Raw genomic sequence first — 22,971 nt, 5'->3', positions numbered from 1 at the left:
TCTACGGCGAGAGTATTGAATGTCTTTATCCGTCTTGGCCGATGCGGCTCTGCTAGCCAACGGGTCCATCGAATTCAACGTCTCCGGCGTGGCCGACCAATTCTGGCGGCTCACGGTGGACGGCTTGGCCTATGGCTCGATCTACGCGCTGGTCGCGGTCGGGTACACGCTGGTTTACGGTGTGCTCCGGCTGATCAATTTCGCGCACTCCTCAATCTTCATGCTGGGCATGTTCGGCCAATACATCGGGCTCATGCTGCTCGGATTCGCGCCCAGCGGAAACGTTTATCACGAGGGCGTCGTTCTCACCGTCGTATATCTGTCCGCCGCCATGCTGTTCGGCATGCTGGTGTCCGGTGGCGCGGCGGTCGGATTGGAACGCGTCGCCTATCGGCCGCTGCGTAAACGCGGCGCGAAACCGCTGATCTTCCTGATCACCGCGATCGGCATGTCATTCGTGATTGAGCAGTCCGTGCAATACGTGCTGCCGAAACTCACGCAGGGCATGTCGACTCCGCTCGGCGGCAGTACCGCGCAGCAGCCGATCACGCTGGTACGCGATTCCACCCAGTTCACGATTTTCGGCGCCGCGGTCAGCAATGTGACCCTGGTGATCATCGTGGCCGCGGTGGTGCTGGCGGCGGTGACCGAAATTCTCATCAACAGAACGAAATTCGGCCGCGGTATTCGCGCGGTCGCGCAGGATCCCGATACCGCGACGCTGATGGGCGTTTCGCGGGAGCGGATCATCATGCTGACGTTCCTGCTCGGCGGTCTGCTCGCCGGTGCGGCGGCGCTGCTGTACACGTTGAAGATTCCCGGCGGCATCATCTCCTCGGGCGGATTCATCCTGGGCATCAAGGCATTCAGCGCCGCGGTGCTCGGCGGTATCGGCAATCTGCGTGGTGCGCTGCTGGGCGGTCTGCTGCTCGGGCTCGCGGAGAATTACGGTCAGATCCTGTTCGGCAATCAGTGGCGCGATGTCGTCGCGTTCGTGGTGCTGGTGGCCGTACTCATGTTCCGCCCCACCGGCATTCTCGGTGAGAGCCTGGGGAGGGCGCGGGTATGACGGATATGACGAAAAGCCCCCGCCCCGAGCAGATTCAGCCGCCCGCGGCCGAGGCGCCGGTGAAACACGGTGTGGGCGATAAGGTTCGCACCTGGTGGGCCGGACTTTCCCGGCCCGCGCAATGGGGTGTGGGTGTTCCGGCGATCATCCTGCTGGCCCTGCTCCCACTTTTCCCGCCGCCGCTCATCGATACCCCGGGCACCAGTTTCTCCGGTGTCATGGCGCAGTTCGCGATGACGGCGCTGATCGCGGTCGGCCTGAATGTCGTTGTCGGCCAAGCTGGTCTGCTCGACCTCGGTTATGTCGGCTTCTACGCGGTCGGCGCGTATACGGTCGGCCTGCTCACCAGCCCGAACAGTCCGTGGAATCAAACCGACGGCTGGTTGAAACCCGGTTGGGCGTGGGTGATCTGCGTTCCGCTGGCGATCGCGGTCACCGCGGTCTCCGGTCTGATCCTGGGCACCCCGACGCTGCGCCTGCGCGGCGACTATCTCGCGATCGTGACGCTCGGTTTCGGTGAGATCGTGCGCCTGCTGGCCGAGAATCTGGGCGATATCACCAATGGCAGCCTCGGGCTCTCCCGTATCGCCTATCCGCATATCGGCGGCACCGAGGCCAATCCCGGCGGGCATTTCTCGTCCGGCAATCTCGGTGACAAGAACAGCGGAAACCTGTTGGACCGCGCCAATTCGGGAGCCTGGTGGTTCTGGATGGGCATGGCGTTCGTGATCGTCATTCTGCTCATCGTCGGCAATCTGGAGCGCAGCCGGGTCGGCCGCGCCTTCGTCGCCATTCGCGAGGATGAGGACGTCGCGGAGATGATGGGCGTGCCCACCTTCAAATTCAAGCTGTGGGCGTTCATGATCGGCGCGGGCATCGGCGGTATGTCCGGTGCGCTGTACGCGGGTCAGGTGCAGTTCATCAATCCGACCGGATTCAACATCATCAATTCGATGCTGTTCCTGTGCGCGGTGGTGATCGGCGGTCAGGGCAATAAGCTGGGTGTCATCGTCGGCGCGTTCCTGATCGTGTATCTGCCGAACCGTTTCATGTCGGTGAATGTCGGCGGGCAATCGCTCGGCGAGTACAAATATCTCTTCTACGGTGTCGCACTGGTGGTCGTCATGATCTTCCGCCCGCAGGGCTTGTTCCCGGTGCGGCAGAAACTGCTCGCCTACGGGCGCACGGTATATCGCGCGGTGCACCGCACCCCCGGGGAGACAACTGGAGGGGTGCGATGACCGGGCCGGGTGGCGGCGCGCTATTCGACAATGACGATATGGCCGCCGGATACACCTCCGCCGAGGCCGAACCGAGCGCGGGCACCCTCGATGTCACCGAGGTGCTGCCCGTTTTCAAGGATCCCGAAGTGGTCGCGGATGTGGTTGCGCCGCACCGAGATATCGAAACCGAGGTGGGTGCGCCGCTGCTGCGCGCCGAGGGCCTGACCGTCAAATTCGGCGGTCTCACCGCATTGGACAATGTCACCTTCGACATCCGGCGCGGTGAGATCCTCGGCATGATCGGACCCAATGGCGCGGGCAAGACCACCTGCTTCAACGCCATCACCGGCGTCTACCGGCCCACCTCGGGCACGGTGAGTTTCGACGGCCGTCCGCTCACCAAATCCAAACGCAATGAGATCACCCGGCTCGGCATCGCCCGCACCTTCCAGAACATTCGATTGTTCGCGGAGATGACGGCCCTGGAGAACGTGGTGGTGGGCACCGACGCCCGGCACCACACCTCGGTGCCCGGCGCGGTCTTCCGCACCGCCCGGCATCGCCGCGAGGAGAAGGACGCCGTCGAACGCGGTATGGCGCTGCTGGAATTCGTCGGCATCGCACCGCGCGCGGTGGAGAAGGCGCGCAATCTCTCCTACGGTGATCAGCGCCGCCTGGAGATCGCCCGCGCGCTGGCGACCGAACCGAAACTGCTGTGCCTGGATGAGCCCGCCGCGGGCTTCAATCCGAGCGAGAAGGCCGCGCTCATGGATCTGATCCGCAAGATCCGCGACGACGGTTTCACCGTACTGCTGATCGAGCACGATATGCGCCTGGTCATGGGTGTGACCGACCGCATCGTGGTGCTGGAATTCGGCCGGAAGATCGCCGACGGATTGCCGACGCAGATTCGGGAGGACCCCAAGGTGATTGCCGCCTACCTCGGCGTGCCCGATGAGGAAGTGGGTGACCTCGGATGACCGCGCCGAACCCGGCACCGCCGAATCCGTCCCAACCAGAGGCGCTGCTCCAGGTCGACGATATGGTCGTCAACTACGGCAGAATCCAAGCGCTGCACGGTATTTCGCTCACGGTCGCACAGGGTGAGCTGGTGACCCTGCTCGGTGCGAACGGTGCGGGCAAGACCACCACCATGCGCGCGCTGTCCGGTCTGCTGCCGCTCTCGCGCGGCCGAATCCTGTTCGAGGGCAAGGACATCACCCGGGTCAAGGCGCACGATCGCGTCGGTCTGGGCTTGATCCAAGCGCCCGAGGGTCGCGGCGTCTTCCCGGGTATGACGGTCCAGGAGAATCTCGATATGGGCTGCTACTCACGCCCTTTCAAGAACAAGGCCGAGTACAACCAGACCCTGGAGTGGATTTTCACGCTGTTCCCGCGCGTCAAGGAACGGCAGAAGCAGACCGGCGGCACGCTGTCCGGCGGTGAACAGCAGATGGTCGCGATCGCCCGCTCGCTCATGGCCCGCCCCAAACTGCTGCTGCTCGATGAACCGTCGATGGGCTTGGCGCCCATGGTGATTCAGCAGATCTTCCGCATCATCGCCGATATCAACGCACAGGGCACCACGGTGCTGCTGGTCGAGCAGAACGCCCAGCAGGCGCTGACCCGCAGCGACCGCGCGTACATCCTGGAGACCGGTGAGGTCACCAAGATGGGCACCGGCCGCGATCTGCTGCACGATCCGGCGGTGAAGTCCGCGTACCTCGGCGTGGGCTGACGACCGCACCGGCGCACGGTGCGGTAGGAACGGCCTATGTTGCGGGTGATACATGAGATGGACGGGCTGCTCGAAGCGCCGCGCCCGGCGTCGGACGGTTCGATCCTGTTCGTCAATGTCGGTGCCGGAGGGGTTTTCGAGCTCCGCGACGGCGCGGTCGGCACGGTGCTGCCCGCCCGTCGCGGAATCGGCGGTCTCGCCCACCACGCCGACGGCGGTCTGCTGATAACCGGCCGCGATGTCATCGCCTACGACGGGCGGTCCGACCCGGTGACGGTGCTGTCCGTCCCCGGCTCGACCGGATACAACGCGGTATAGCCCGCTTCCACGCCGACGGCACCCTGGACGAGGTCATCGATCTCCGGGACCGCTTCGTCTCCTCGGTCGCCTTCGCCGGCACCACGATGGTCGTCACCACCGCGGGCGCGCTGCTGTCCGGTACCGCCGGTATCGCGGGCCTGCCGATCCCCGCATCCCGCATCCCGCGCTAGCCCGATCCGCCCGCGCACGTCGAAAAGTCCGAAACGCCCTGTCCAACAAAGCATTCGGGCCGGTCATCGGATGGATGACCGGCCCGATTCCTGCAGGGGCGACAGGACTTGAACCTGCAACCTGCGGTTTTGGAGACCGCTGCTCTGCCAATTGAGCTACGCCCCTTTGTCGTGCGCGGCAAGATTATCAGCCGGGGTGCCCGTCCCGGAAATCGATTTGCGTCAGCGCCGCTGCCTGCGGAGATTCGGCCCTCGCGGCGGCGATTCGGCGGCCGTGACGCGGCGATCGCGCCCGGTTCCCGCACGTGTCGGTGCACGTCCCTAGACTCTGTGCCGTGACCCCTGCCTCTACCGATCAACGGCCGAGCGCCGTGTCCGCACCTGCCGCGTCCACCGAGCAGCCCACGTTGCTGCTGCTGGATGGGCATTCGCTGGCGTATCGCGCCTTCTTCGCCTTGCCCGCGGAGAATTTCAAGACGGCGAGTGGGCAGACCACCAATGCGGTGTACGGGTTCACCGCCATGCTGATCAACCTGTTGCGGGATGAGAAGCCCACGCATGTGGCGGCGGCGTTCGATGTGAGCCGTAAGACCTTCCGCACCGAGGCGTATCCGGAGTACAAGGCGAATCGGTCGGCGACGCCGGACGAGTTCCGGGGGCAGGTGGAGACCACCCAGGAAGTGCTGGGCGCGCTGGGCATTCCGGTGATGGCCATCGACGGGTACGAGGCCGACGATGTGATCGCCACACTGGTCACGCAGGCGGTGCCGCAGGGCTTCCGGGTGCTCGTCGTCACCGGTGACCGCGATTCGCTGCAGCTGGTCAACGACGACGTCACCGTGCTCTACCCGAAGAAGGGCGTCTCCGAGCTGACCCGGTTCACCCCGGCGGCCGTCGAGGAGAAGTACGGGCTCACCCCGGCGCAGTATCCGGACTTCGCGGCGCTGCGCGGCGACCCGAGTGACAATCTGCCCGGCATTCCGGGCGTGGGGGAGAAGACCGCCACCAAGTGGATTCGCGAATACGGCAATCTCGCCGAACTCGTGGACAAGGTCGACACCGTCAAGGGCAAGGTCGGAGATGCCTTGCGCGCCAACCTGTCCAGCGTGCTGCTGAATCGCCAGCTCACCGAGATGGTGCGCGAGGTGCCGCTGCCGTACACCCCGGATCAGCTGGCCATGCAGCCGTGGGATCGGGACAAGATCCACCGCCTGTTCGACGAGCTGGAATTCCGGGTGCTGCGCGATCGGCTGTTCGACACCCTCGCGCCCGTGGAGCCCGAGGCCGAGGCGGGCTTCGAGATCAGCGGTGCGGCACTGACTCCCGGCGCGGTCGCGGACTGGCTCGCCGAACACGCCAAGGCCGGTGTCCGGCACGGTGTTTCGGTGGTCGGCGTGGGCAGCCCGGTACACGGTGATGTGAAGGCCATCGCGATCGCCGCCGCCGACGGTGAGGGCGCGTACCTGGACGTGCACATCCTCACCCCGGAAGACGAAGCGGCGCTGGGCGCCTGGCTCGCCGATGCGGAGACCTTCAAGGCCGTGCACGAGGCCAAGTCCGCCATGCACGCGCTACGCGGCCGTGGCTGGGTCCTGGGCGGTCTCAGCAGCGATACCGCGCTCGCCGCCTACCTGGTGCGGCCCGGACAGCGCACGTTCAATCTGGACGACCTGTCGCTGCGCTACCTGAGCCGTGAACTCCGCGTCGAGGATGCGGGGGACACCCAACTGTCCCTGCTGGACGATGAGGATCAGGCCGACGAGGAGATCGCCAAGGCCGAAATGCTGCGCGCGCGTGCGGTATACGACCTCGCCGACGCCTTCGACACCGAACTCGAGAACATCGAATCCACCGCGCTGCTCGGCGATATGGAATTGCCGCTGCTGAGCGTGCTCGCCGATCTGGAGGCGGCGGGCATCGCCGTCGACTCGACCCAGTTGGAAGAGCTGCAGCGCGAATTCGCCGACCGCGTGGCCGAGGCCGCCAATAACGCGTACGGCGTGATCGGCAAACAGATCAACCTGGGCTCGCCCAAACAGCTCCAGGTGGTGCTGTTCGACGAACTCGATATGCCCAAGACCAAGCGCACCAAGACCGGTTACACCACCGATGCCGATGCGCTGGAAGGGCTTTACGAGAAGACCCAGCACCCGTTCCTGCAACACCTGCTCGAACACCGCGACGCGACCCGCCTGAAGGTGACGGTCGACGGCCTGCTCAAGTCCATCGCCGATGACGGTCGCATCCACACCACCTTCAATCAGACCGTCGCCGCCACGGGCCGCCTGTCCTCGACCGAGCCGAATCTGCAGAACATTCCGATCCGCACCGATATGGGCCGCCGCATTCGCGACACCTTCGTCGTCGGCCCGGGTTTCGAATCGCTGATGACCGCGGACTACAGCCAGATCGAAATGCGCATCATGGCACACCTGTCCAAGGACGAGGGCCTGATCGAAGCCTTCAACTCCGGCGAGGATCTGCACAATTTCGTCGCCTCCAAGGCGTTCGACATTCCGATCACCGAGGTCGATCCGGAGATGCGCCGCCGCATCAAGGCCATGTCCTACGGCCTGGCGTACGGCCTGTCCGCGTACGGTCTGTCGCAGCAGCTCAAGATCAGCGCCGAAGAGGCCAAGGCGCAGATGGACGTCTACTTCGAACGCTTCGGCGCGATTCGCGAATACCTGCGCGAGGCAGTCGAATTGGCCCGCAAGACCGGCTACACCGAAACGCTCTTCGGCCGCCGCCGCTACCTGCCGGATCTGGATTCGTCCAACCGGCAGCGTCGCGAGGCCGCCGAGCGCATGGCGCTGAACGCCCCCATCCAGGGCACCGCGGCCGACATCATCAAGGTCGCCATGATCGACACCCAGCGCGCCATCCGCGCCGCCGGGCTGAAGTCCCGCATGCTGCTCCAGGTCCACGACGAACTCATCTTCGAAGTGGTTCCGGGTGAACGCGAACAACTCGAAGCCCTTGCCCGCGAACACATGTCGAACGCGATCGAACTCTCGGTCCCGCTCGAGGTCTCGGTCGGCGTCGGCCGCAGCTGGGACTCCGCCGCGCACTGAGTCGCGACAACCCCGACAAACCGGCAGCCCGTGCTCGTATGAGCACGGGCTGCGTTGTGTGCGCGTCGCGTGGCCGCGTTATCTGCCGGGCAGGTGAGCACGCTCGAAAGTCGTTGCGGTGCCCACCGTCTCAGAGCGGGCTGACCCGCAACTGGGACGCCAGCAACTCCAGCACCTCGGCGGTTTCGCGGCAGGTGCGCGCGCAGATCTTCTCGTCGAGCTGTTCGCAGCTCTCGGCGGTCGCCGTGCACACCTTGGCGGTGAGTTCGCACAGTTCCAGCGCCCAGGGTGAGCGCCGATCCAGAATGTCGGCGGTGAGGCGGCAGATCGCCGCGCAATCCATCAGTTGCGCGATATGCGCACGCGCGGCGTGATCGCCGCCCGAGTCCAGCGACTCGCCGGTCTGCCGGACGCAGGTGCGGTGACAACCGAATAGATGGTTGATGGTGCTCATGATTTTCGGATCGGTCATCGGTGCTTCTCCCGAGTGTGTTCACGAAGGGTTGGAACGCGCGTCCGGCAAGGTTTGCCCATTGTGACATCCGTGGTTGCCCACGGCCGGGAGCATGGTTGCTGTGCTCCAAGACACCGGTTGCTGTGCTTACCGGCGCTAGCCGGTATGGCCCGCGCCACACACCCGATGACCTGCGACAAAGTTACCCGTGGGTCGAATGCGAATATGGTTGCCATTGCGTGGGTCTGCCCCTATGCTCGGTGCCGTGCCGAATCCCGCCAACAGCCGCAACGCAGCGCTCGCTATCCGCGACCGCGCCGCGATTGTTCCGCTCACCGCGACGGTGGCTGTTGACCGCGTACTCGTAGTACCGCGCCGTAGCGGGGTCTGATTCGGACCGGCCCCCTCGCTGCGGCCGTTGAACTTTTTTGAGCTGGTCACCTCTGCCAATTTCTGGGAAGAAGTCGGGAAGACCTAGTCCAATGACAATCACACTTGATACTCACGCGTTCATCACCGCTGCCCCCGCGAGCCTGCGGGCCGAGAGCGCCGGTTTGAGCCCCGCCGAATTCCATGATCGCTACTGCCGCGATACCGGTGCGATCAAACTCGGCGAATGGACTCATATCCAAGCCGCGGATTTCACCGCGACCTTGGAATTCGCCGGTCACCTGCGCACCGTCTCCACCTCCGGCAGCCCGGTCGCGGCGCTCACCTCGGCCCTGTACGACGAGGGCTATCCGGTGGAGATCCTGCAATTCCATCAGCGCCGCACCGAACACGGCATCGCCACCTTCGTGCAGTGCGAGTTCAACGGCCGTCGCGGCTGGGGCGCCGCCCTCGCCGATGACAGCGCGGAATCCACCGTCCGTGCCATGATCGCCGGCATCAACACCTTCGCCTGAGAGTGCACCGCCTGCGGCTCATGAACGGCCGCAGGCGCTTTCGGCGTTCGGTGTATCCGCACCGGCCTTGACGCACGCAAAACGAATGCGCCGCAACCCTTTTCGGGTCTGCGGCGCATTCGATGCGTGAATTACCGGCGATACCGGCCTCTTTCGCGATTCAGGCCTTGGTCTCCTGCTGCTCGGCGAGCTGCTTGCGGACCTCGTCCATATCGAGCTCCTTGACCTGCCCGATGAGATCCTCCAGCGCGGCGGGCGGGAGCGCGCCGGGCTGTGCGAACACCAGCACACCCTCGCGGAAAGCCATGATGGTCGGAATCGACCGGATATTCGCGGCGGCGGCCAGGCCCTGCTCGGCTTCGGTGTCGACCTTGCCGTGCACCACATCGGGGTGCTTCTCCGAGGAAGCCTCGAAGGTGGGGGCGAACGACCGGCACGGACCGCACCACGCAGCCCAGAAATCTACGAGAACCACATCGCTCTTGGTGACGATGTCATCGAAGTTCTGCTCGGTCAGTGTCTGGGTGGCCATGGCGTCCTCTCATGTCGAGTTTCCCGGTCCAACACCGGGCCGTGCGGTTCTCTTCCCTTTACCCACTACGGTAGCGGCCAACCGCGTGCCGCCGTCCGGCCGCCGCCGCGATTGCGCGAGGATGACTGTCATGAGCGACAGCGTGACTCGGCTCCGGCTGGGCCTGATGGAGGGCGACGGCATCGGCCCGGAGATCGTCCGGGCGACCAGGACCGTGGTCGACGATGCCTTCGAGGTGGTGGGTCTGCCCGCGGTGGAGTGGGTGCCCCTCCCGATCGGTCACGCCGCCATCGCGGAATTCGGCGATCCGATGCCCGCCTCGACGCTGAAAGCCCTGGAGGGTGTGCGGGGCTGGATCATGGGTCCGCACGACAATGCCTCGTACGCTCCCGAGCATCGCACCGGACTGCCGCCCGGGGGCGCGGTCCGCAAGCATTTCGGGCTGTACGGCAATGTGCGTCCCTCGCGGACCATGGCGGGCGTGCGCGCGGTGGCGGGCGAGATGGATCTGATCATCGTGCGGGAGAACAGCGAAGGTCTGTACGCCGATCGCAATATGTTCACCGGCTCCGGCGAATTCCGCCCGACCGCCGATATGGCAATGGCCATCGGCGTGTTCACGCGTACCGCCATTGAGCGTGTCGCGCGGCTGGCGTTCGATGGTGCGGGCAATCGGGGCAAGAAGGTCACCATCGTGCACAAGGCGAATGTGCTTCCGGTGACCATGGGCATGTTCCGCGATGTGTGCTATGAGATCGCCAAGGACTATCCGGAGATCGCGGTGAACGATGAGCACGTCGATGCCGCCGCGGCGCATCTGGTGCGCGCGCCGCAGGACTACGACGTCATCGTCACCGAAAACCTTTTCGGCGACATCCTTTCCGATCTCGCCGGGGAATTGAGCGGTTCCCTCGGTCTCGCGCCCTCGCTGAACTGTTCCGACACGCAGGCGATGGCGCAGGCGGTGCACGGCGCGGCACCGACTCTCACCGGGCACAATCGCGCGAATCCGGTGGCGCTCATGCTCTCCGCCGCACTGCTGTTGCGCTGGATCGCGACCCGCTATTCGCACAGTGCGCTGCGCCGGGTGGCCGAGCGGATCGAACACGGGGTAGCCGAGACGTTGCGGGCCGGAATCGCCACATCCGATTTGGGTGGGTTAGCATCTACCACCGAATTCACCGAGCAGGTGCGCGCACGGCTGCACCGCTGGTGAGCGCGCTTCCGTAACCGGGCGTGTATCGGCCCGCTCCGGCGTGTCGCCGATTAATGTTCGGTTACCGACCGGCATGGAATGTACGACTCGCCTACATTTCAAAACGGCGGGCGACGTCCGGATGTCGCGTGACCGAACTGTGGAGGACTGCTGTGTCTGTTCGTAACTCTCTCCGCGGGCGTGCCCTGCGGGCCGCCTGCGTTATCGCGGGCGGCGCCCTGGTGCTGACCGCGTGTACCAGCAACTCGGATTCCGACGCGCCCGCGGTGGCCAAGGTCGACATCTCGAAGGTCGACACCATCGCGGCCAAGGTGCCGGCCGATATCAAGAGCTCGGGCAAGCTCATCGTCGGCGTGAACACCCCGTACTCGCCGAACGAGTACAAGGATCCGGGTTCGGGCAAGATCGTCGGCTACGACGTGGACCTGATGGACGCGGTCGCCAAGGTGCTCGGCCTCAGCGCCGATTACAAGGAAGCCGACTTCGAGAAGATCATCCCGGGTATCGAGGCCGGTACCTACAACCTCGGCATGTCCTCGTTCACCGATAACAAGGAACGCGAGAAGACCGCCGACTTCGTCACCTACTTCAGCGCGGGCAGCCTGTGGGCTCAGCCCAAGGGTAAGAACGTCGACCCGAACAATGCCTGCGGTAAGCGAGTCGCGGTGCAGCGCACCACGATTCAGGACACCGACGAGATCCCGGCCAAGAGCGCGGCCTGCGTCGCCGCCGGTAAGCCGGAGATCACCAAGGTCGCCTACGACGAGCAGAGCGCCGCGGCCACCGCGCTGGTCAACGGCCAGGTCGACGCCATGTCCGCCGATTCCCCGGTGACCGCGTACGCCATCAAGCAGAACCAGGGCACCATCGAGGCCGCGGGCGCCATCTTCGATTCCGCGCCGTACGGCTGGCCGATCAAGAAGGGCTCCGCGCTGGGACCCGTTCTGCAGGAAGCCGTTCAGTACCTGATGGACAACGGCCAGTACAAGAAGATCGCCGAGAACTGGGGCGTGCAGGACGGCGCGATCAGCAAATCGGTCATCAACGGAGCACAGGGCTGAGATAACCCACCATGTCACAGGACGAGACCAATTCCGCAGCCTCGGCTGTGACGGTCGCGAAATCCACTGAGCCCGAGCCGATCAAAGCGATTCCGCTGCGACGGCCGGGCCGGTGGATCGCCGCGGCGGTGCTGCTGATTCTGCTGGCGCTGTTCCTCTACGGCGCCAAGACCAATCCGGCGTACCACTGGGATACCTACTGGAAGTACTTGCGGGACAGCAAGATCGCTTCCGGCGCCATGGTGACCCTGGAGCTCACCGTGCTCGCCATGTTCATCGGCGTCCTGCTCGGGGTGCTGCTGGCGGTCATGCGGCTCTCCCCGAATCCGGTGCTGCGCTCGGTGGCGTGGGTGTACCTGTGGATCTTCCGCGGTACGCCCGTCTACGTGCAGCTGGTGTTCTGGGGCCTGTTCCCGTCGCTGTACAAGACCATCACCCTCGGCGTGCCGTTCGGGCCGTCGTTCGCGAACTTCGATGTGCAGCACCTGTCGGCCCCGTTCATATTCGCCATGATCGGCCTGGGCTTGAACGAGGCCGCGTACATGGCCGAAATCGTCCGCGCCGGAATCAATTCCGTGGACGAGGGCCAGCGCGAGGCATCGACGGCGCTGGGCATGTCGTGGTCGCAGACCATGACCCGCACGGTGCTGCCGCAGGCCATGCGGGTGATCATCCCGCCGACCGGCAATGAGCTCATCTCCATGCTCAAGACCACCTCGCTGGTCACCGCCATCCCGCTCACCACCGACCTGTACGGCCGGGCGCGCGATATCTACGGCGTGAACTTCCAGCCGATCCCGCTGCTGCTGGTGGCCGCCACCTGGTATCTGGCCATCACCAGCGTGCTCATGGTGGGCCAGTTCTATCTGGAGCGGTACTACTCGCGCGGATCCTCGCGCAAGCTGACGACCAAGCAGTTGAAGGCGCTGGCTCAGATTCAGCGTTCGGGGGTGGCGCAATGAGTTCGGTCGATCCGTCGACGCCGATGGTGCTCGCCGACCGGGTGTGCAAGAACTTCGGCGCGCTCAATGTGCTCAAGGGCATCTCGCTGGAGGTCAAGCGCGGTGAGGTGCTCTGCCTCATCGGCCCGTCCGGTTCCGGCAAGTCCACCTTCCTGCGCTGCATCAATCACCTCGAGGATGTGAACGCCGGTCGGCTCTACGTCGACGGTGACCTCGTCGGATACCGCGAGAAGGGTGGCAAGCTCTACGAGCTGCATCCGCGCGACGCCGCCCGCCAGCGCCGCGATATCGGCATGGTGTTCCAGCATTTCAATCTCTTCCCGCACCGGACGGTCCTCGAGAATGTCATCGAGGCGCCGACCCAGGTGAAGAAGATCAAGAAGGCCGAGGCGCTGACCCGCGCCCGAACCCTGCTGGATCGAGTCGGCTTGGCGGATAAGGCCGATTCGTATCCGGCGCAGCTCTCGGGCGGTCAGCAGCAGCGCGTCGCCATCGCGCGGGCGCTGGCCATGGACCCCAAGCTGATGCTGTTCGACGAGCCCACCTCGGCGCTCGATCCGGAACTGGTCGGCGAAGTCCTCGGCGTCATGCGGGAATTGGCGGCCGACGGTATGACCATGGTCGTGGTGACCCACGAAATGGGTTTCGCGCGTGAGGTCGCCGATCAGCTCGTGTTCATGGACGGCGGAGTGGTTGTCGAAGCGGGTAACCCGCGTGAGGTGCTCGCCAATCCGCAGCACGATCGCACCAAGGCATTCCTGTCCCGCATTCTGTAGCGGCACAGCGTATTCCGTCATCGGCCCCGCCTTCGATCAGCGAAGACGGGGCTGACGGTCCACCGCGGCCGTATCGGTGGAAGCGGAGTTCCCTCCGGGTGACGTCCGGTCCGCCTACTTCCGATCCGCGTGCGCGGTGAGGAAATTCAGCACCGGGTCGGTCTGGCCGAGAATGGCGTGGCCGACGCCGGGCAGCATCAGTACGGTCGCGTCCGGCACCGAAGCCCTGATGCGCCGGGCGGTTTCGGCCGAGTCGAGCATGGCGTCCTGATCGCCGACGATCGCCAGCACCGGCATGGGCAGGCCGCGCAATTGCTCGTCGGTGAAGCGCGGCAGCCGTTCGGTGCGCGGCTTGAAATGGGTGAACGTCAACACGATGTCATCGAGGATGGGTTCCAACTCCGCGCCGTACAGACCGGTGGTGGCCTGTGCGGAACCGCGCAGATCCCGGCGGCCGAGCAGACGCGGGACGATGGCCTCGAGCAGCCAGCCGTAACGCTGCTTGCCGATCCCGCCCGGGCACAGCAGTGCCAATGCCGTAACGCGTTCCGGCCTGCGGATGGCGTAATCCAGTGCGTGCCAGCCGCCCAGCGACATGCCGACCACGGCCGTCTCCGAAAGCCCCAGCCCCGCAAGCACATCGTCGAGCCAGAGCGCGATGGCCTCGGTACCCAGCTTCGGCCGCGACGGTGCGCTGCCGCCCGGTTCACCGACGAGATCGACGGCGTACACGCGGAAATGCCGTGCCCACGACGGGATATCGCCGCGCCAGGTGCCGGAATTGGCTCCGGAACCGTGCAGCAGCACCACCGGGGGCGCGGCCTCCGGTCCGGAGACGAGTACGAAGGTATCGCCCTCGCGCGTCGGAATGGTTCGCTGCTCGGCGGGAACCGGCCAGTCGCGCAACACTTCCCGGTAGCGCTCCCGGATGGCCGCCTGTCCGGCGGCGGATTTGTAGATGGGAGGCACCGTGTCATCGGCGGTGCTGCTCCCGGAGCGGTTCGCGGTGCTCATGGGGTGAGTACTCCGTCCAGATATTCGAGCAGCTGAGCCGTTTCACTCAGACTGCCCACGATGATGATCTTGAGCCGGGCCCGTTCGGCGTCGTACATGGTGTGGAACCGGATCGGCGCGTCACCGGCCTGCCGATTTCCCGTCGCGCCGGTGAGCAGGGCGGACACTCGATCCACCGTGGCGCGGTCCACCGCATCGGCCTCGACGATGCTGGAGACCTCGGCATGACGCTGCCGGGACACGCTCTCGCGCAACGCATCCGGCACCGGGCGGCCGGTGAAGGCTTCCAGATCCGCGTGCGCGATGCGGTACTGCTTGCCGATGCGCACGGCCGGGAGTTTGCCGTCGCGCACATAGCCGCGGACGGTGCGTACGTGCAGGCCGAGACGTTCGGCGACGTCTTCCACGGAGTACAGGCGTTCGGTCATGGAAACTACTCTAAACTTCCCTATCGAACATCTCAATAGGGAAGTTTAGGGAAGTATACGTCAGTAGGCGGCTATACCTGGTTCTCGCGTTCGACGAAGATCGTGTCCCCGCCCTTCCAGCCGCCCATGGCAATACGGACCTGGCCGAGCAGCACCTTCGCGGCCGGGCTCAGCGGGCGTTCCCGATTCCAGGCGAGGGCGAGACGCCCGGTGATCGCCGGATCGATATCGAGCATGCGCACCCCGATCGCCGACGCATCGGGCTCGCGCAACGGCGGCACCACCGCCACGCCCAGACCGTGCCCGGCCAGACGCAGCAGCAGCGGCGGTGCGGCCCCTTCGAATGCCACGTTCGGAGTCAAACCCGCTGCCGCGCACGCTTTCTCGAGTACGCCCCGAATGCCGGTGCCGCGTGGCAGGCAGATCAACTGGTGTTCGCACAGCTCCGCCAGCGTGATGCGGTCGCCGAATCCGGGGGCGTCGGCCGCGACCGCCGCGACGATGGCGGTATCGAAGACGGTCTCCAGCGCCACGGCGGGATCGTCTTCCGAACCGGTCAACCCCAGCAGGGCGATATCCAGTTCGCAATGCCGCAGCGCGGCGTACATGGCCTCGGAGGTGTCCTCGGTGAGCGAGATGGCGATCTGCGGATGATCGCGGTGATAATCGGCCAGCACCCGGGCCATATCGACCTCGTCATTGGCCGCGCCGGAGATCAATCCGACCCGGACGTGCCCGCGCAGCAGGCCGGTGAACTCGTCCACGGTATGCGTAATCTGTTGTGCCGCAGCCAATGCCGCCTTGGCATGGTCCAGGACGGCCGCGCCCACCGGGGTGAGGGTCACCGAGCGGGTGGAGCGGTCCAGTAGCTGCTGGCCGAGTTCGCGTTCGAGCTGGCGGATCTGCGCGCTCAACCCGGGTTGTGCCAGATGCAGCCGGGCGGCCGCGCGGGTGAAATTCGCTTCCTCCGCGACGGTGACGAAGTAGCGCAGCTGGCGAAGTTCCATAACCGATGATTCTAGTAGCAAGAAAAACTATGTGTTGGAGTTCTAGATCGACGCGGCGCAGAGTTGGGGACATGACGAAGACAGCGCACCACCGGAACGAACTCCCCGCCACCACCGGCGCGGTCCTGCTGCCCGAGGACGGCGACTACCGCGCCGAAATCGACGGGTTCCAAACCGCGTACACCCATCGCCCCGCCGTCGTCGTCGCGGCCGTGCACGCCGAGGATGTCCGCGCCGCCGTGGAATACGCCGCGCGGCACGGACTTCCGATCGCGGTGCAGGCCACCGGGCACGGCCTGGCCGCACCCGCCGACGGGGGAGTGCTCATCAATACCCGTCGCATGAAGGACATTCGGATCGATGCCGCCGCCCGCACCGCTCGCGTCGCGGCCGGTGTGCGGGCCGGAGAACTGATCGCGGCCACCGCGGCGCACGGGCTGGCACCGCTCAACGGCTCGTCCAATTCGGTCGGCGTGGTCGGGTACACCCTGGGCGGCGGCCTGGGACTGCTCGCCCGCGAATTCGGTTATGCCGCAGACCATGTGCGGGTCATCGAGATCGTCACCGCGGACGGCCGCCTGCGCCGCCTGACCCCCGGCGATGAACTCTTCGGCGCGGTGCTCGGCACCGGCGGCAACTTCGGTGTGGTCACCGCGCTGGAACTCGAATTGGTGCCGGTGACAACGGTGTACGGCGGACAGCTGCAATTCGACGCGCCGCTGGTGCCGCAGGCCCTGGAAGCCTGGCGGCTCTGGACCACCGATCTGCCCGATCAGCTCACCTCCGCCTTCGGCATGATGACCATGCCCGATATCCCGCAGTTCCCCGCACACCTGCGCGGTCGCTACCTGGCCACCGTCAATATCGCCTACACCGGCTCCGAGGCCGACGGCGAGCGACTGGTCGCCCCGCTGCGCGCCATCGGCGAACGCTTCACCGACAACCTGAAAGTGCTGCCCTACACCGAGTCCCACACCATCCACAGCGATCCGTCGCAGCCGCATCCGTACACCGCCACCAACGCCCTGCTCGCCGAACTCCCCGCCGATGCCACCGACGCCTTCCTGGAGGCCACCGGACCGGGCTCGGACCTGCCGGTCGTCGCCGGATTCCGCCACCTGGGCGGTGCGCTGAGCCGCCCCGCCGCCTACGAATCCGCCGTCGACCACCGCGACGCCCAATACGTGGCCCGCGCGATCGCGATGCCCGGTCCCGACGCCGACGCCATCACCGCGGGCCTGGCCCGCATCCGAAAGACCGTGGAGCCCTGGGCCATCGGCACCAACCTCAACTTCCTCTACGGCGGCGGCGACCGCGGCGCCGCCGAAACCCGCGCCGCCTACACCGACCCCACCTACAACCGCCTCGCCGCCTTGAAAGCGAAATACGACGCCGACAACCTGTTTCGCTTCAACCGCAATATCCAGCCCAGCTGATCGGGTCGAACCTCCGTGCCCGCGACCGGATTCGATCGCGGGCACGGAGCCGTGGGACGCCCGGTCGGATTCCGGCGTGAGGTTGGGCGGGATCTGCGAAACCGGTTGGTGTGCAACGGGTGTGGATCCCGGCCAAAAGCATGCCGGGATGACGGAGCAGGGGTCGGGGTCATCGGAGCGGCGTGCGCGGTGGTTGGAGTGGGGGAGCGGTGGTTGGAGTGGGGTGCTCGGCCGTCGGTGCATGGTGGAATGGCGGTCGGGCTGCGTGGCGGTGTGGGCGTGGCCGAGCGAGTGGCGTGCCGATCGGGACCGGGTGCGGGGATGGCGGGGCGTGGGCTGCTTCAGGTTCGGGGAGCGGCGGGGGATTCGCTCGCCGTGGCGAGCTGCCTCGCGATAGCGGTGGGGTGGGTCAGCTGGGGGTAGTGCCCGGCTCCGCTGATCTCGAGCACCGGGAGTTCGGTGGGCGTGACGAGGGGGTCGGCTGCGCCCACGATGATCGTGACTCGCAGGTCCGACTCATTCATGACCGGTCGCTGATCAGCGCGCGTCGGATTCGGCGCGCGCCGTGCCGTGCCGGCCTCGCCGAGCTGGCTCAGCAGGGCGTGCGACCGTGCGCGTTGCCCGGCGTCGGTGCGCAAGGCCGCGAGTGTTCGGCGCGCTACGCCGGGTCGGTGCAGATCTGCTGCGGCGCTGCGGATCTCATCGCCTTCTGGGAGATTCAGCGTCTTTGCCAGCCGCTTCGCGGACATGCGGCGCAGCAGCGGGGCGGACACACTGGATCGGGCCAGGCGACCGGCGGGTTTCTGGAGGAATGCGGGGGAGATGAGGACGAGTTCGCCGATGCGGTCGGGGTGGTCGGCGGCGAAGCGAAGTGCGGGTGCACAGGCCGCTGAATGGGCGATCAGGACGGGGCGGGTGCGGACCGGGCGGAACAGCTCGGCCAGCCAGGTGTCAGTGGATTCGGCTGCGGCGGAACGGCCTTGGCCGGGGAGGTCGGGGGCGAGGATCGAGCCGGGCAGGTGTGCGGCGAGTGGGGCCCACAGGTCGGCGTTCATCGGCAGGCCGTGCAGCAGTACGTAGTCGGGGCGTTCGCGGTCGCCGACCAGCCAGGTGCGGGTGCCCGCCACGTCGTGGAATCCGTGCGGGCGCCGCCAGGGTTCGGCCGCGCCGAAGCGGGCGGCCACCAGTTCATCGGCCCAGTCGCGTAAAGCGGCTGTGGCGGAGGGCATTTCCAGACCCGCGTGTGCCGCGAGCGCTCGGGCGGAGGCGGTCGGGTAGCGGTCGGTCGACAGGAACGACAGGGTTTCGGGGTCCGCTCCGGTCAAGGCGCGCGGCAGTCGTCGCAACAGGCTGACCGGGATACTGCGGCGCGGTGCTCGCACGCCGAGGTGATTCGCGATCGTGCCGATCAATTCGGGCAGTGGGGGAGTGGCGTCGTCGAGAATCCAATGGTGTTCGCCCGCAGGGTATTCGGGGATCTCGGCGAGGAACTTCGCCACGTAGTCAACCGTGACGATTGGTACGAAGGTGTCCGGGCCGCCCGGTAGCGCGGGCAGCTGTCCGTTCCAGAGCTGCTCGACCAGACTCGCCGGGCCGATGTACTGCCCGGGACCGATGACCGCGCTGGGATTGGCAATGGTCAGCGGCACCGCCAGCTCGCGGGCCCGGGTGCGCACCGCGAGATCGCCCTCGAATTTCGATGCCTCGTACGCGCCGAGTTCGTCATAGTCGGGTGTCCCGTCGGCCGTGCTCACCCGGTATCCGCTGACATGCACCAGTCTCCGGAGCTCGGGAAGCGTTGCGGCCCATTCGAGTACGTTGACCGCGCCGATCACATTGGTCGCCCGCGCCTCATCCGCGCCGAGGCCGAAGGCATAGCGCCCGGCGGCGTTGTAGACATCGCGTGCGATCGGCAGTCCCGCCAGGGGCCGGGTGATGTCGGCCGTGACGAGCTCCAGCCGGGCGATGTCGACGCCCTGGGCGATCAGCCACGGTGTGAGCGTGTCCTTACGCATGGCGGCGGCCACCCGCTGTCCGCGTCCGAGCAGTTCGGCCACCAGGGCACGGCCGAGAAAGCCGGTCGCGCCGAAGACGATTGCATCCATGAACGGTCCTTAATAGATCGGTCTACATATTTTGTCGTCCGGAAAATGGCCCGCCTTGCCGAGCGGGCCGAGTTGTTCAGGGGAGCCGAGGGGGCTCAGGAGGGCGCTGACAAGAGCGCGTTGATCTGTCGTCCCACCCGGGTCAGCGGGTCTCGGCTGCGGTGCGCGCGGGCGAGTACCAGCGCACCCTCCACCAGCGCCAGGATGGTGATCGCGAGATCATCGGCATCGGGCCGGTCCGCGACCTGGATGCGCAGCGCCGCCTCCCATGCGCGGTAGACCTCCGAACACGCCTGTTGCAGTGGATCATTGGTAGCCGCGGTCTCCAATGCCACGGTCGCCACCGGGCATCCCTTGCGCCAGCCCGACTGCTCCAGTTGGTCGCCGAGGAAGCCCAGCATGGCGTCCGCGAGCGCCGTTACCGATTCGCTCGATTCCGCCAGGCTCGTCAGCGCGTCGCCGATCGCACGCCCCGCGCGCCGCACCGACGCCCCGACCATTTCGTCCTTACCGCCGGGGAAGTGGAAGTACAGCGATCCGCGCGGCGCACCGCTGAGCGCGACCACCTGATTGAGTCCCGCGCCGAAGTATCCCCAGGTCTCCATCAGTTCCTGGGTCGCGTCCAGCAGCCGGTCCCGCGTTTCCGCACCCTTCTGTCCCATGCCTGAAAACTAGACCGGTCTACATATTGTCGCAACCCCGGGTTCGGAAACCTACTTGGCACCGGCCCGGTCAAGCGCTATCGTCGTGATATCACTTCGATACTAGGAGAGTGTCATGGAGATGCGTCGGGCGTTCCGCGTGAACGGGTTTCTGATGCTGGGGGTTTTTCTGATTTTCGGTGCGCTGGCCGTCGCGGGTATCGCGGTGCTCGGCAACTCCGCCAACAATCACAACGGTGCGTCACCGGCCGGGGCGGTGCTGCTGACCGTGGCCATGATCGCGGCCGTCGTGGTGCTCACCGGCTTCGTGGTGGTGAATCCCAACCAGGCCAAGGTCGTTCAGTTCTTCGGCCGGTACATCGGCTCGGTCAGCGAGGCCGGATTCCACTGGGTCACCCCGTTCAGCAGTCGGCGCGGAATCTCGTTGCGGGTCAGGAACTTCGAGACCCAGAAGCTGAAGGTCAATGAGGCGGACGGCAATCCGGTCGAGATCGCCGCGGTGGTCGTCTACCGCGTGGTCGACAGCTACAAGGCCGCCTTCGCCGTCGACGATTACGAGCAGTACGTGGAGACCCAGTCCGAGGCGGCGGTCCGCCATCTGGCCACCATCCACCCCTACGACGCCCATGACGACGCCACCCGCACCAGCCTGCGCGACGGCAGTACGGTCGCCGAGGAACTCACCACCGAACTGCGCGAACGCACCGATCTGGCCGGTATCGAGGTCATCGAGGCCCGCATCACGCACCTGGCGTACGCCCCCGAGATCGCCCAGTCCATGCTGGTGCGCCAGCAGGCCTCGCAAATCGTCGCGGCCCGCACCCGTATCGTGGAGGGCGCGGTCGGCATGGTCGGCCTGGCCCTGGAGCGGCTCGCCGCCGAGGGCATGGTCGAACTCGATGAGGAGCGCAAGGCCGCAATGGTTTCAAACCTCCTGGTGGTCCTGTGTGGTGACCGCGCCGCCCAGCCCGTCGTGAACACCGGCACCCTCTACAGCTGATGCCGGCGCCCAAACGCGAGCCCAAAAAGGTTCTGCTCCGCCTGGATCCCGGCGTCCACGACGCCATCGCCAAATGGGCCGCCGACGACCTTCGCAGCATCAACGCCCAAATCGAATACGCCCTCCGGGTGGCGTTGAAAAACGCTGGGCGAGAACCGAAGACACCCTGAACCGAACTCCTCCCGCACCGTGCGGGAGGAGTTCGGCGTATCCGGACCGGATCAGGAGATGAGTTCGGCGCTGTCGATCAGGAAGGTGTCACCGCTGCGGACCAGTTGGGCGCGGCGTTGTTCGGCGGCGATGGGTTTGCCGTTGTTGTAGCGGAAGGACAGGCGGTAGGTCACCGTCAGGGTGCTGCCGTCGGCGGCGACATCCCAGGCGGTGACGGCGTCGACCGTGGTCCAGAAGGATTGGTAGGCGGTATAGCCGCCGATGCGGTTCTGGTAGGCGGGTGTCAGGCGCGCCCAGGCGGCCGCCGGATTGCCCGGCAGCAGGGCGTAGTGCGCACTGAGGAAGTTCGCCGCGCGAGTGGCGGAATCCGCTGGGGCGGTGGTGGTTTCGCTATCGCCGGTGGTGGTCGGCGGGGGAGTGGCGCGGGTGCCCGGGGGCGTGAGGGCCAGGGTGCTGGTGGCCTGCGGGGCGGGGGAGCCCGCGGACTCGGACGAGGTACCGCTCTGGCGGATCAGCGGGACCGCGACGATCCCGATCGCGATGAGCACCGCCATCGCCGAGGCCGCCCACATCAGGGCGCGCAGCGAACGCCGCGCCGGATCCGGCGCGGCGGGGCGGATGAGCTGGGTGTCGGCCGTCGAGGCGGATGAGATCCAGTGGTCGGGTTGCGGCGGGGACAGCGGACTTGCCTGTGTCGCAACGGTATCCGCGTCCGTCCTGCCCGGTCCCGGAAGCGTGTGCGGTCCGGCGGCCGGACCCGGCGGTATGGGTTCGGGGCCGGAATCCGGCAGCCGCAGCTGCCCGCGCGCCGCCGCCCGGGCCGCGTCGATCAACGCTCCGGCGGTCCGATAGCGATCCACCGGATTCTTGGCCATCCCGCGCGCGATGACCGCGTCGAACGCGGTCGCCACACCCGCCACCTGAACCGACGGCCGCGGCGGCGGCGCGGACAGATGCGCGGCGATCTGCCGCTCGACGCTGGTGCCCGGGAACGGTTTCGAGCCCGCCAGGCTCTCGTAGAGCACACAGGCCAGCGAGTACACATCGGCCCGGCCGTCATAGCTGTCATTGGCCAGACGTTCGGGGGCCATATAGGCGAAGGTGCCGATGGCCGCGCCCATGGTGGTCAGATCGGAATCGTTCTCACCGCGCGCGATGCCGAAGTCGATGAGATACGCGAAATCGTTTGCGGTGGTGAGGATATTGGACGGTTTCACATCCCGGTGCACCAGTCCGGCGTGATGCGCGGCATCGAGCGCGGCCGCTATCTGCGCCAGCAATTCGACCGCGCGCAGCGGCGCGAGCCGCCCCGAGGCGTTCAGCACGGTCGCCAGATCGGTGCCCTCGACCAGCCGCATATCCAGGAACAGCCGCCCGTCGATCTCCCCGTACCCGTGGATCGGAATGATGTGCGGTTCGGTCAGCCGCGCCGCCGCCTGCGCCTCGCGCCGGAACCGTTCCCGGTACACCGGGTCGTGCGCGAATTGCGGCGGCAGCACCTTGAGCGCCACGACCCGCTCGGTCTCGGTATCGAAGGCGCGATAGACCCGCCCCATGCCCCCTTCGCCGAGCAGTCCGAGGAGTCGATAGCGGCCGAACGGACTTTCCTCCACCCGTCACGCCTACCACACCCGAGGTGACGGCGGC

General features: G+C 66.4%; 21 protein-coding genes and 1 tRNA gene. 13 read left to right on the top strand and 9 right to left on the bottom strand.

Annotated features, from left to right (window positions below; translation table 11 throughout):
* The first annotated feature begins 19 nt into the window (after positions 1 to 19).
* Genes AB0L82_RS29610 through AB0L82_RS29590 form a run of 5 tightly spaced genes read left to right on the top strand, consistent with a single transcriptional unit; the run spans position 20 to position 4,348 of the window.
* The gene (locus AB0L82_RS29610) at positions 20 to 1,069 is read left to right on the top strand and encodes a branched-chain amino acid ABC transporter permease (RefSeq protein WP_364643275.1); all 1,050 of its coding nucleotides are present in this window, start codon (positions 20 to 22) and stop codon (positions 1,067 to 1,069) included.
* Positions 1,066 to 2,310, top strand: coding sequence for a branched-chain amino acid ABC transporter permease (locus tag AB0L82_RS29605; protein ID WP_364643273.1), 1,245 nt, complete (start codon positions 1,066 to 1,068; stop codon positions 2,308 to 2,310). The genes AB0L82_RS29610 and AB0L82_RS29605 overlap by 4 nt, the downstream gene beginning before the upstream one ends.
* Positions 2,307 to 3,272 (top strand): ABC transporter ATP-binding protein, encoded by a 966-nt coding sequence (locus tag AB0L82_RS29600; RefSeq protein WP_364643271.1) that lies wholly within the window; start codon positions 2,307 to 2,309, stop codon positions 3,270 to 3,272. The genes AB0L82_RS29605 and AB0L82_RS29600 overlap by 4 nt, the downstream gene beginning before the upstream one ends.
* Positions 3,269 to 4,030, top strand: a complete 762-nt coding sequence (locus AB0L82_RS29595; RefSeq protein ID WP_364643269.1) for an ABC transporter ATP-binding protein — start codon at positions 3,269 to 3,271, stop codon at positions 4,028 to 4,030. The genes AB0L82_RS29600 and AB0L82_RS29595 overlap by 4 nt, the downstream gene beginning before the upstream one ends.
* Positions 4,031 to 4,066: 36 nt before the next feature.
* Entirely contained in the window at positions 4,067 to 4,348 is a 282-nt protein-coding gene (locus tag AB0L82_RS29590; RefSeq protein WP_364643267.1) for a hypothetical protein, read from the top strand.
* A gap of 266 nt (positions 4,349 to 4,614) precedes the next feature.
* Here the strand turns inward: AB0L82_RS29590 and AB0L82_RS29585 are convergent.
* Positions 4,615 to 4,687, bottom strand: a tRNA-Trp gene (locus AB0L82_RS29585).
* Positions 4,688 to 4,856: 169 nt separating this feature from the next.
* Here AB0L82_RS29585 and polA point away from each other — a divergent pair.
* Positions 4,857 to 7,595 (top strand): DNA polymerase I, encoded by a 2,739-nt coding sequence (gene polA / locus AB0L82_RS29580; protein WP_364643265.1) that lies wholly within the window; start codon positions 4,857 to 4,859, stop codon positions 7,593 to 7,595.
* Positions 7,596 to 7,725: 130 nt separating this feature from the next.
* On the opposite strand, the gene AB0L82_RS29575 is transcribed toward polA, so the two are convergent.
* Positions 7,726 to 8,067, bottom strand: coding sequence for a four-helix bundle copper-binding protein (locus tag AB0L82_RS29575; RefSeq protein ID WP_364643263.1), 342 nt, complete (start codon positions 8,065 to 8,067; stop codon positions 7,726 to 7,728).
* A 464-nt stretch (positions 8,068 to 8,531) separates the two neighbouring features.
* Here AB0L82_RS29575 and AB0L82_RS29570 point away from each other — a divergent pair, with 464 nt between their 5' ends.
* On the top strand, positions 8,532 to 8,954 hold the full coding sequence (locus AB0L82_RS29570) for a 2-keto-3-deoxygluconate kinase (protein WP_364643261.1): 423 nt from the start codon (positions 8,532 to 8,534) through the stop codon (positions 8,952 to 8,954).
* Positions 8,955 to 9,114: 160 nt separating this feature from the next.
* Here the strand turns inward: AB0L82_RS29570 and trxA are convergent, their stop codons facing one another.
* Positions 9,115 to 9,486, bottom strand: coding sequence for a thioredoxin (gene trxA, locus AB0L82_RS29565; RefSeq protein ID WP_364643259.1), 372 nt, complete (start codon positions 9,484 to 9,486; stop codon positions 9,115 to 9,117).
* A 130-nt stretch (positions 9,487 to 9,616) separates the two neighbouring features.
* Here trxA and AB0L82_RS29560 point away from each other — a divergent pair, with 130 nt between their 5' ends.
* From AB0L82_RS29560 to AB0L82_RS29545, 4 genes are all read left to right on the top strand, one after another.
* The gene (locus tag AB0L82_RS29560) at positions 9,617 to 10,702 is read left to right on the top strand and encodes an isocitrate/isopropylmalate family dehydrogenase (protein ID WP_364643257.1); all 1,086 of its coding nucleotides are present in this window, start codon (positions 9,617 to 9,619) and stop codon (positions 10,700 to 10,702) included.
* Between the two features lie 152 nt (positions 10,703 to 10,854).
* Positions 10,855 to 11,763 (top strand): ABC transporter substrate-binding protein, encoded by a 909-nt coding sequence (locus AB0L82_RS29555; protein ID WP_364643255.1) that lies wholly within the window; start codon positions 10,855 to 10,857, stop codon positions 11,761 to 11,763.
* An 11-nt stretch (positions 11,764 to 11,774) separates the two neighbouring features.
* Positions 11,775 to 12,725, top strand: a complete 951-nt coding sequence (locus AB0L82_RS29550) for an amino acid ABC transporter permease (RefSeq protein ID WP_364643253.1) — start codon at positions 11,775 to 11,777, stop codon at positions 12,723 to 12,725.
* On the top strand, positions 12,722 to 13,501 hold the full coding sequence (locus AB0L82_RS29545) for an amino acid ABC transporter ATP-binding protein (protein WP_364643251.1): 780 nt from the start codon (positions 12,722 to 12,724) through the stop codon (positions 13,499 to 13,501). The genes AB0L82_RS29550 and AB0L82_RS29545 overlap by 4 nt, the downstream gene beginning before the upstream one ends.
* Before the next feature lie 114 nt (positions 13,502 to 13,615).
* Here AB0L82_RS29545 and AB0L82_RS29540 read toward each other — a convergent pair whose 3' ends face one another.
* The 3 genes from AB0L82_RS29540 to AB0L82_RS29530 all read right to left on the bottom strand — a co-directional run bounded on the left by AB0L82_RS29540 (position 13,616) and on the right by AB0L82_RS29530 (position 15,950).
* On the bottom strand, positions 13,616 to 14,515 hold the full coding sequence (locus AB0L82_RS29540) for an alpha/beta fold hydrolase (protein ID WP_364643249.1): 900 nt from the start codon (positions 14,513 to 14,515) through the stop codon (positions 13,616 to 13,618).
* Positions 14,512 to 14,943, bottom strand: a complete 432-nt coding sequence (locus AB0L82_RS29535; protein WP_364643247.1) for a helix-turn-helix domain-containing protein — start codon at positions 14,941 to 14,943, stop codon at positions 14,512 to 14,514. Before AB0L82_RS29535 ends, AB0L82_RS29540 begins: the two co-directional genes overlap by 4 nt.
* 71 nt (positions 14,944 to 15,014) lie before the next feature.
* The gene (locus tag AB0L82_RS29530) at positions 15,015 to 15,950 is read right to left on the bottom strand and encodes a LysR family transcriptional regulator (RefSeq protein ID WP_364643245.1); all 936 of its coding nucleotides are present in this window, start codon (positions 15,948 to 15,950) and stop codon (positions 15,015 to 15,017) included.
* A gap of 71 nt (positions 15,951 to 16,021) precedes the next feature.
* Between AB0L82_RS29530 and AB0L82_RS29525 the strand changes: the two genes are divergently transcribed.
* Positions 16,022 to 17,386 carry an FAD-binding oxidoreductase gene (locus AB0L82_RS29525; protein ID WP_364643243.1) on the top strand — a complete coding sequence of 455 codons (1,365 nt, stop codon included), beginning with the start codon at positions 16,022 to 16,024 and terminating at the stop codon, positions 17,384 to 17,386.
* Between the two features lie 341 nt (positions 17,387 to 17,727).
* On the opposite strand, the gene AB0L82_RS29520 is transcribed toward AB0L82_RS29525, so the two are convergent.
* Both AB0L82_RS29520 and AB0L82_RS29515 read right to left on the bottom strand, forming a co-directional pair.
* A complete protein-coding gene (locus tag AB0L82_RS29520; protein ID WP_364643241.1) occupies positions 17,728 to 19,491 on the bottom strand; it encodes an alpha/beta fold hydrolase in 1,764 nt (587 codons plus the stop codon).
* A 95-nt stretch (positions 19,492 to 19,586) separates the two neighbouring features.
* Positions 19,587 to 20,153: a TetR/AcrR family transcriptional regulator gene (locus AB0L82_RS29515; RefSeq protein ID WP_364643239.1), complete on the bottom strand. Its 567-nt coding sequence runs from the start codon at positions 20,151 to 20,153 to the stop codon at positions 19,587 to 19,589.
* Positions 20,154 to 20,268: 115 nt separating this feature from the next.
* Between AB0L82_RS29515 and AB0L82_RS29510 the strand changes: the two genes are divergently transcribed.
* The gene (locus AB0L82_RS29510) at positions 20,269 to 21,153 is read left to right on the top strand and encodes an SPFH domain-containing protein (RefSeq protein ID WP_364643237.1); all 885 of its coding nucleotides are present in this window, start codon (positions 20,269 to 20,271) and stop codon (positions 21,151 to 21,153) included.
* 221 nt (positions 21,154 to 21,374) lie between these two features.
* On the opposite strand, the gene AB0L82_RS29505 is transcribed toward AB0L82_RS29510, so the two are convergent.
* On the bottom strand, positions 21,375 to 22,937 hold the full coding sequence (locus tag AB0L82_RS29505) for a serine/threonine-protein kinase (protein ID WP_364643235.1): 1,563 nt from the start codon (positions 22,935 to 22,937) through the stop codon (positions 21,375 to 21,377).
* Between the last annotated feature and the right edge of the window lie 34 nt (positions 22,938 to 22,971).

The organism is Nocardia sp. NPDC052001 (assembly GCF_040680615.1).
Lineage (GTDB): Bacteria > Actinomycetota > Actinomycetes > Mycobacteriales > Mycobacteriaceae > Nocardia.
The sequence above is the reverse complement of the archived record's forward strand: the minus strand, read 5'-3'. Positions and strand labels throughout refer to the sequence as shown.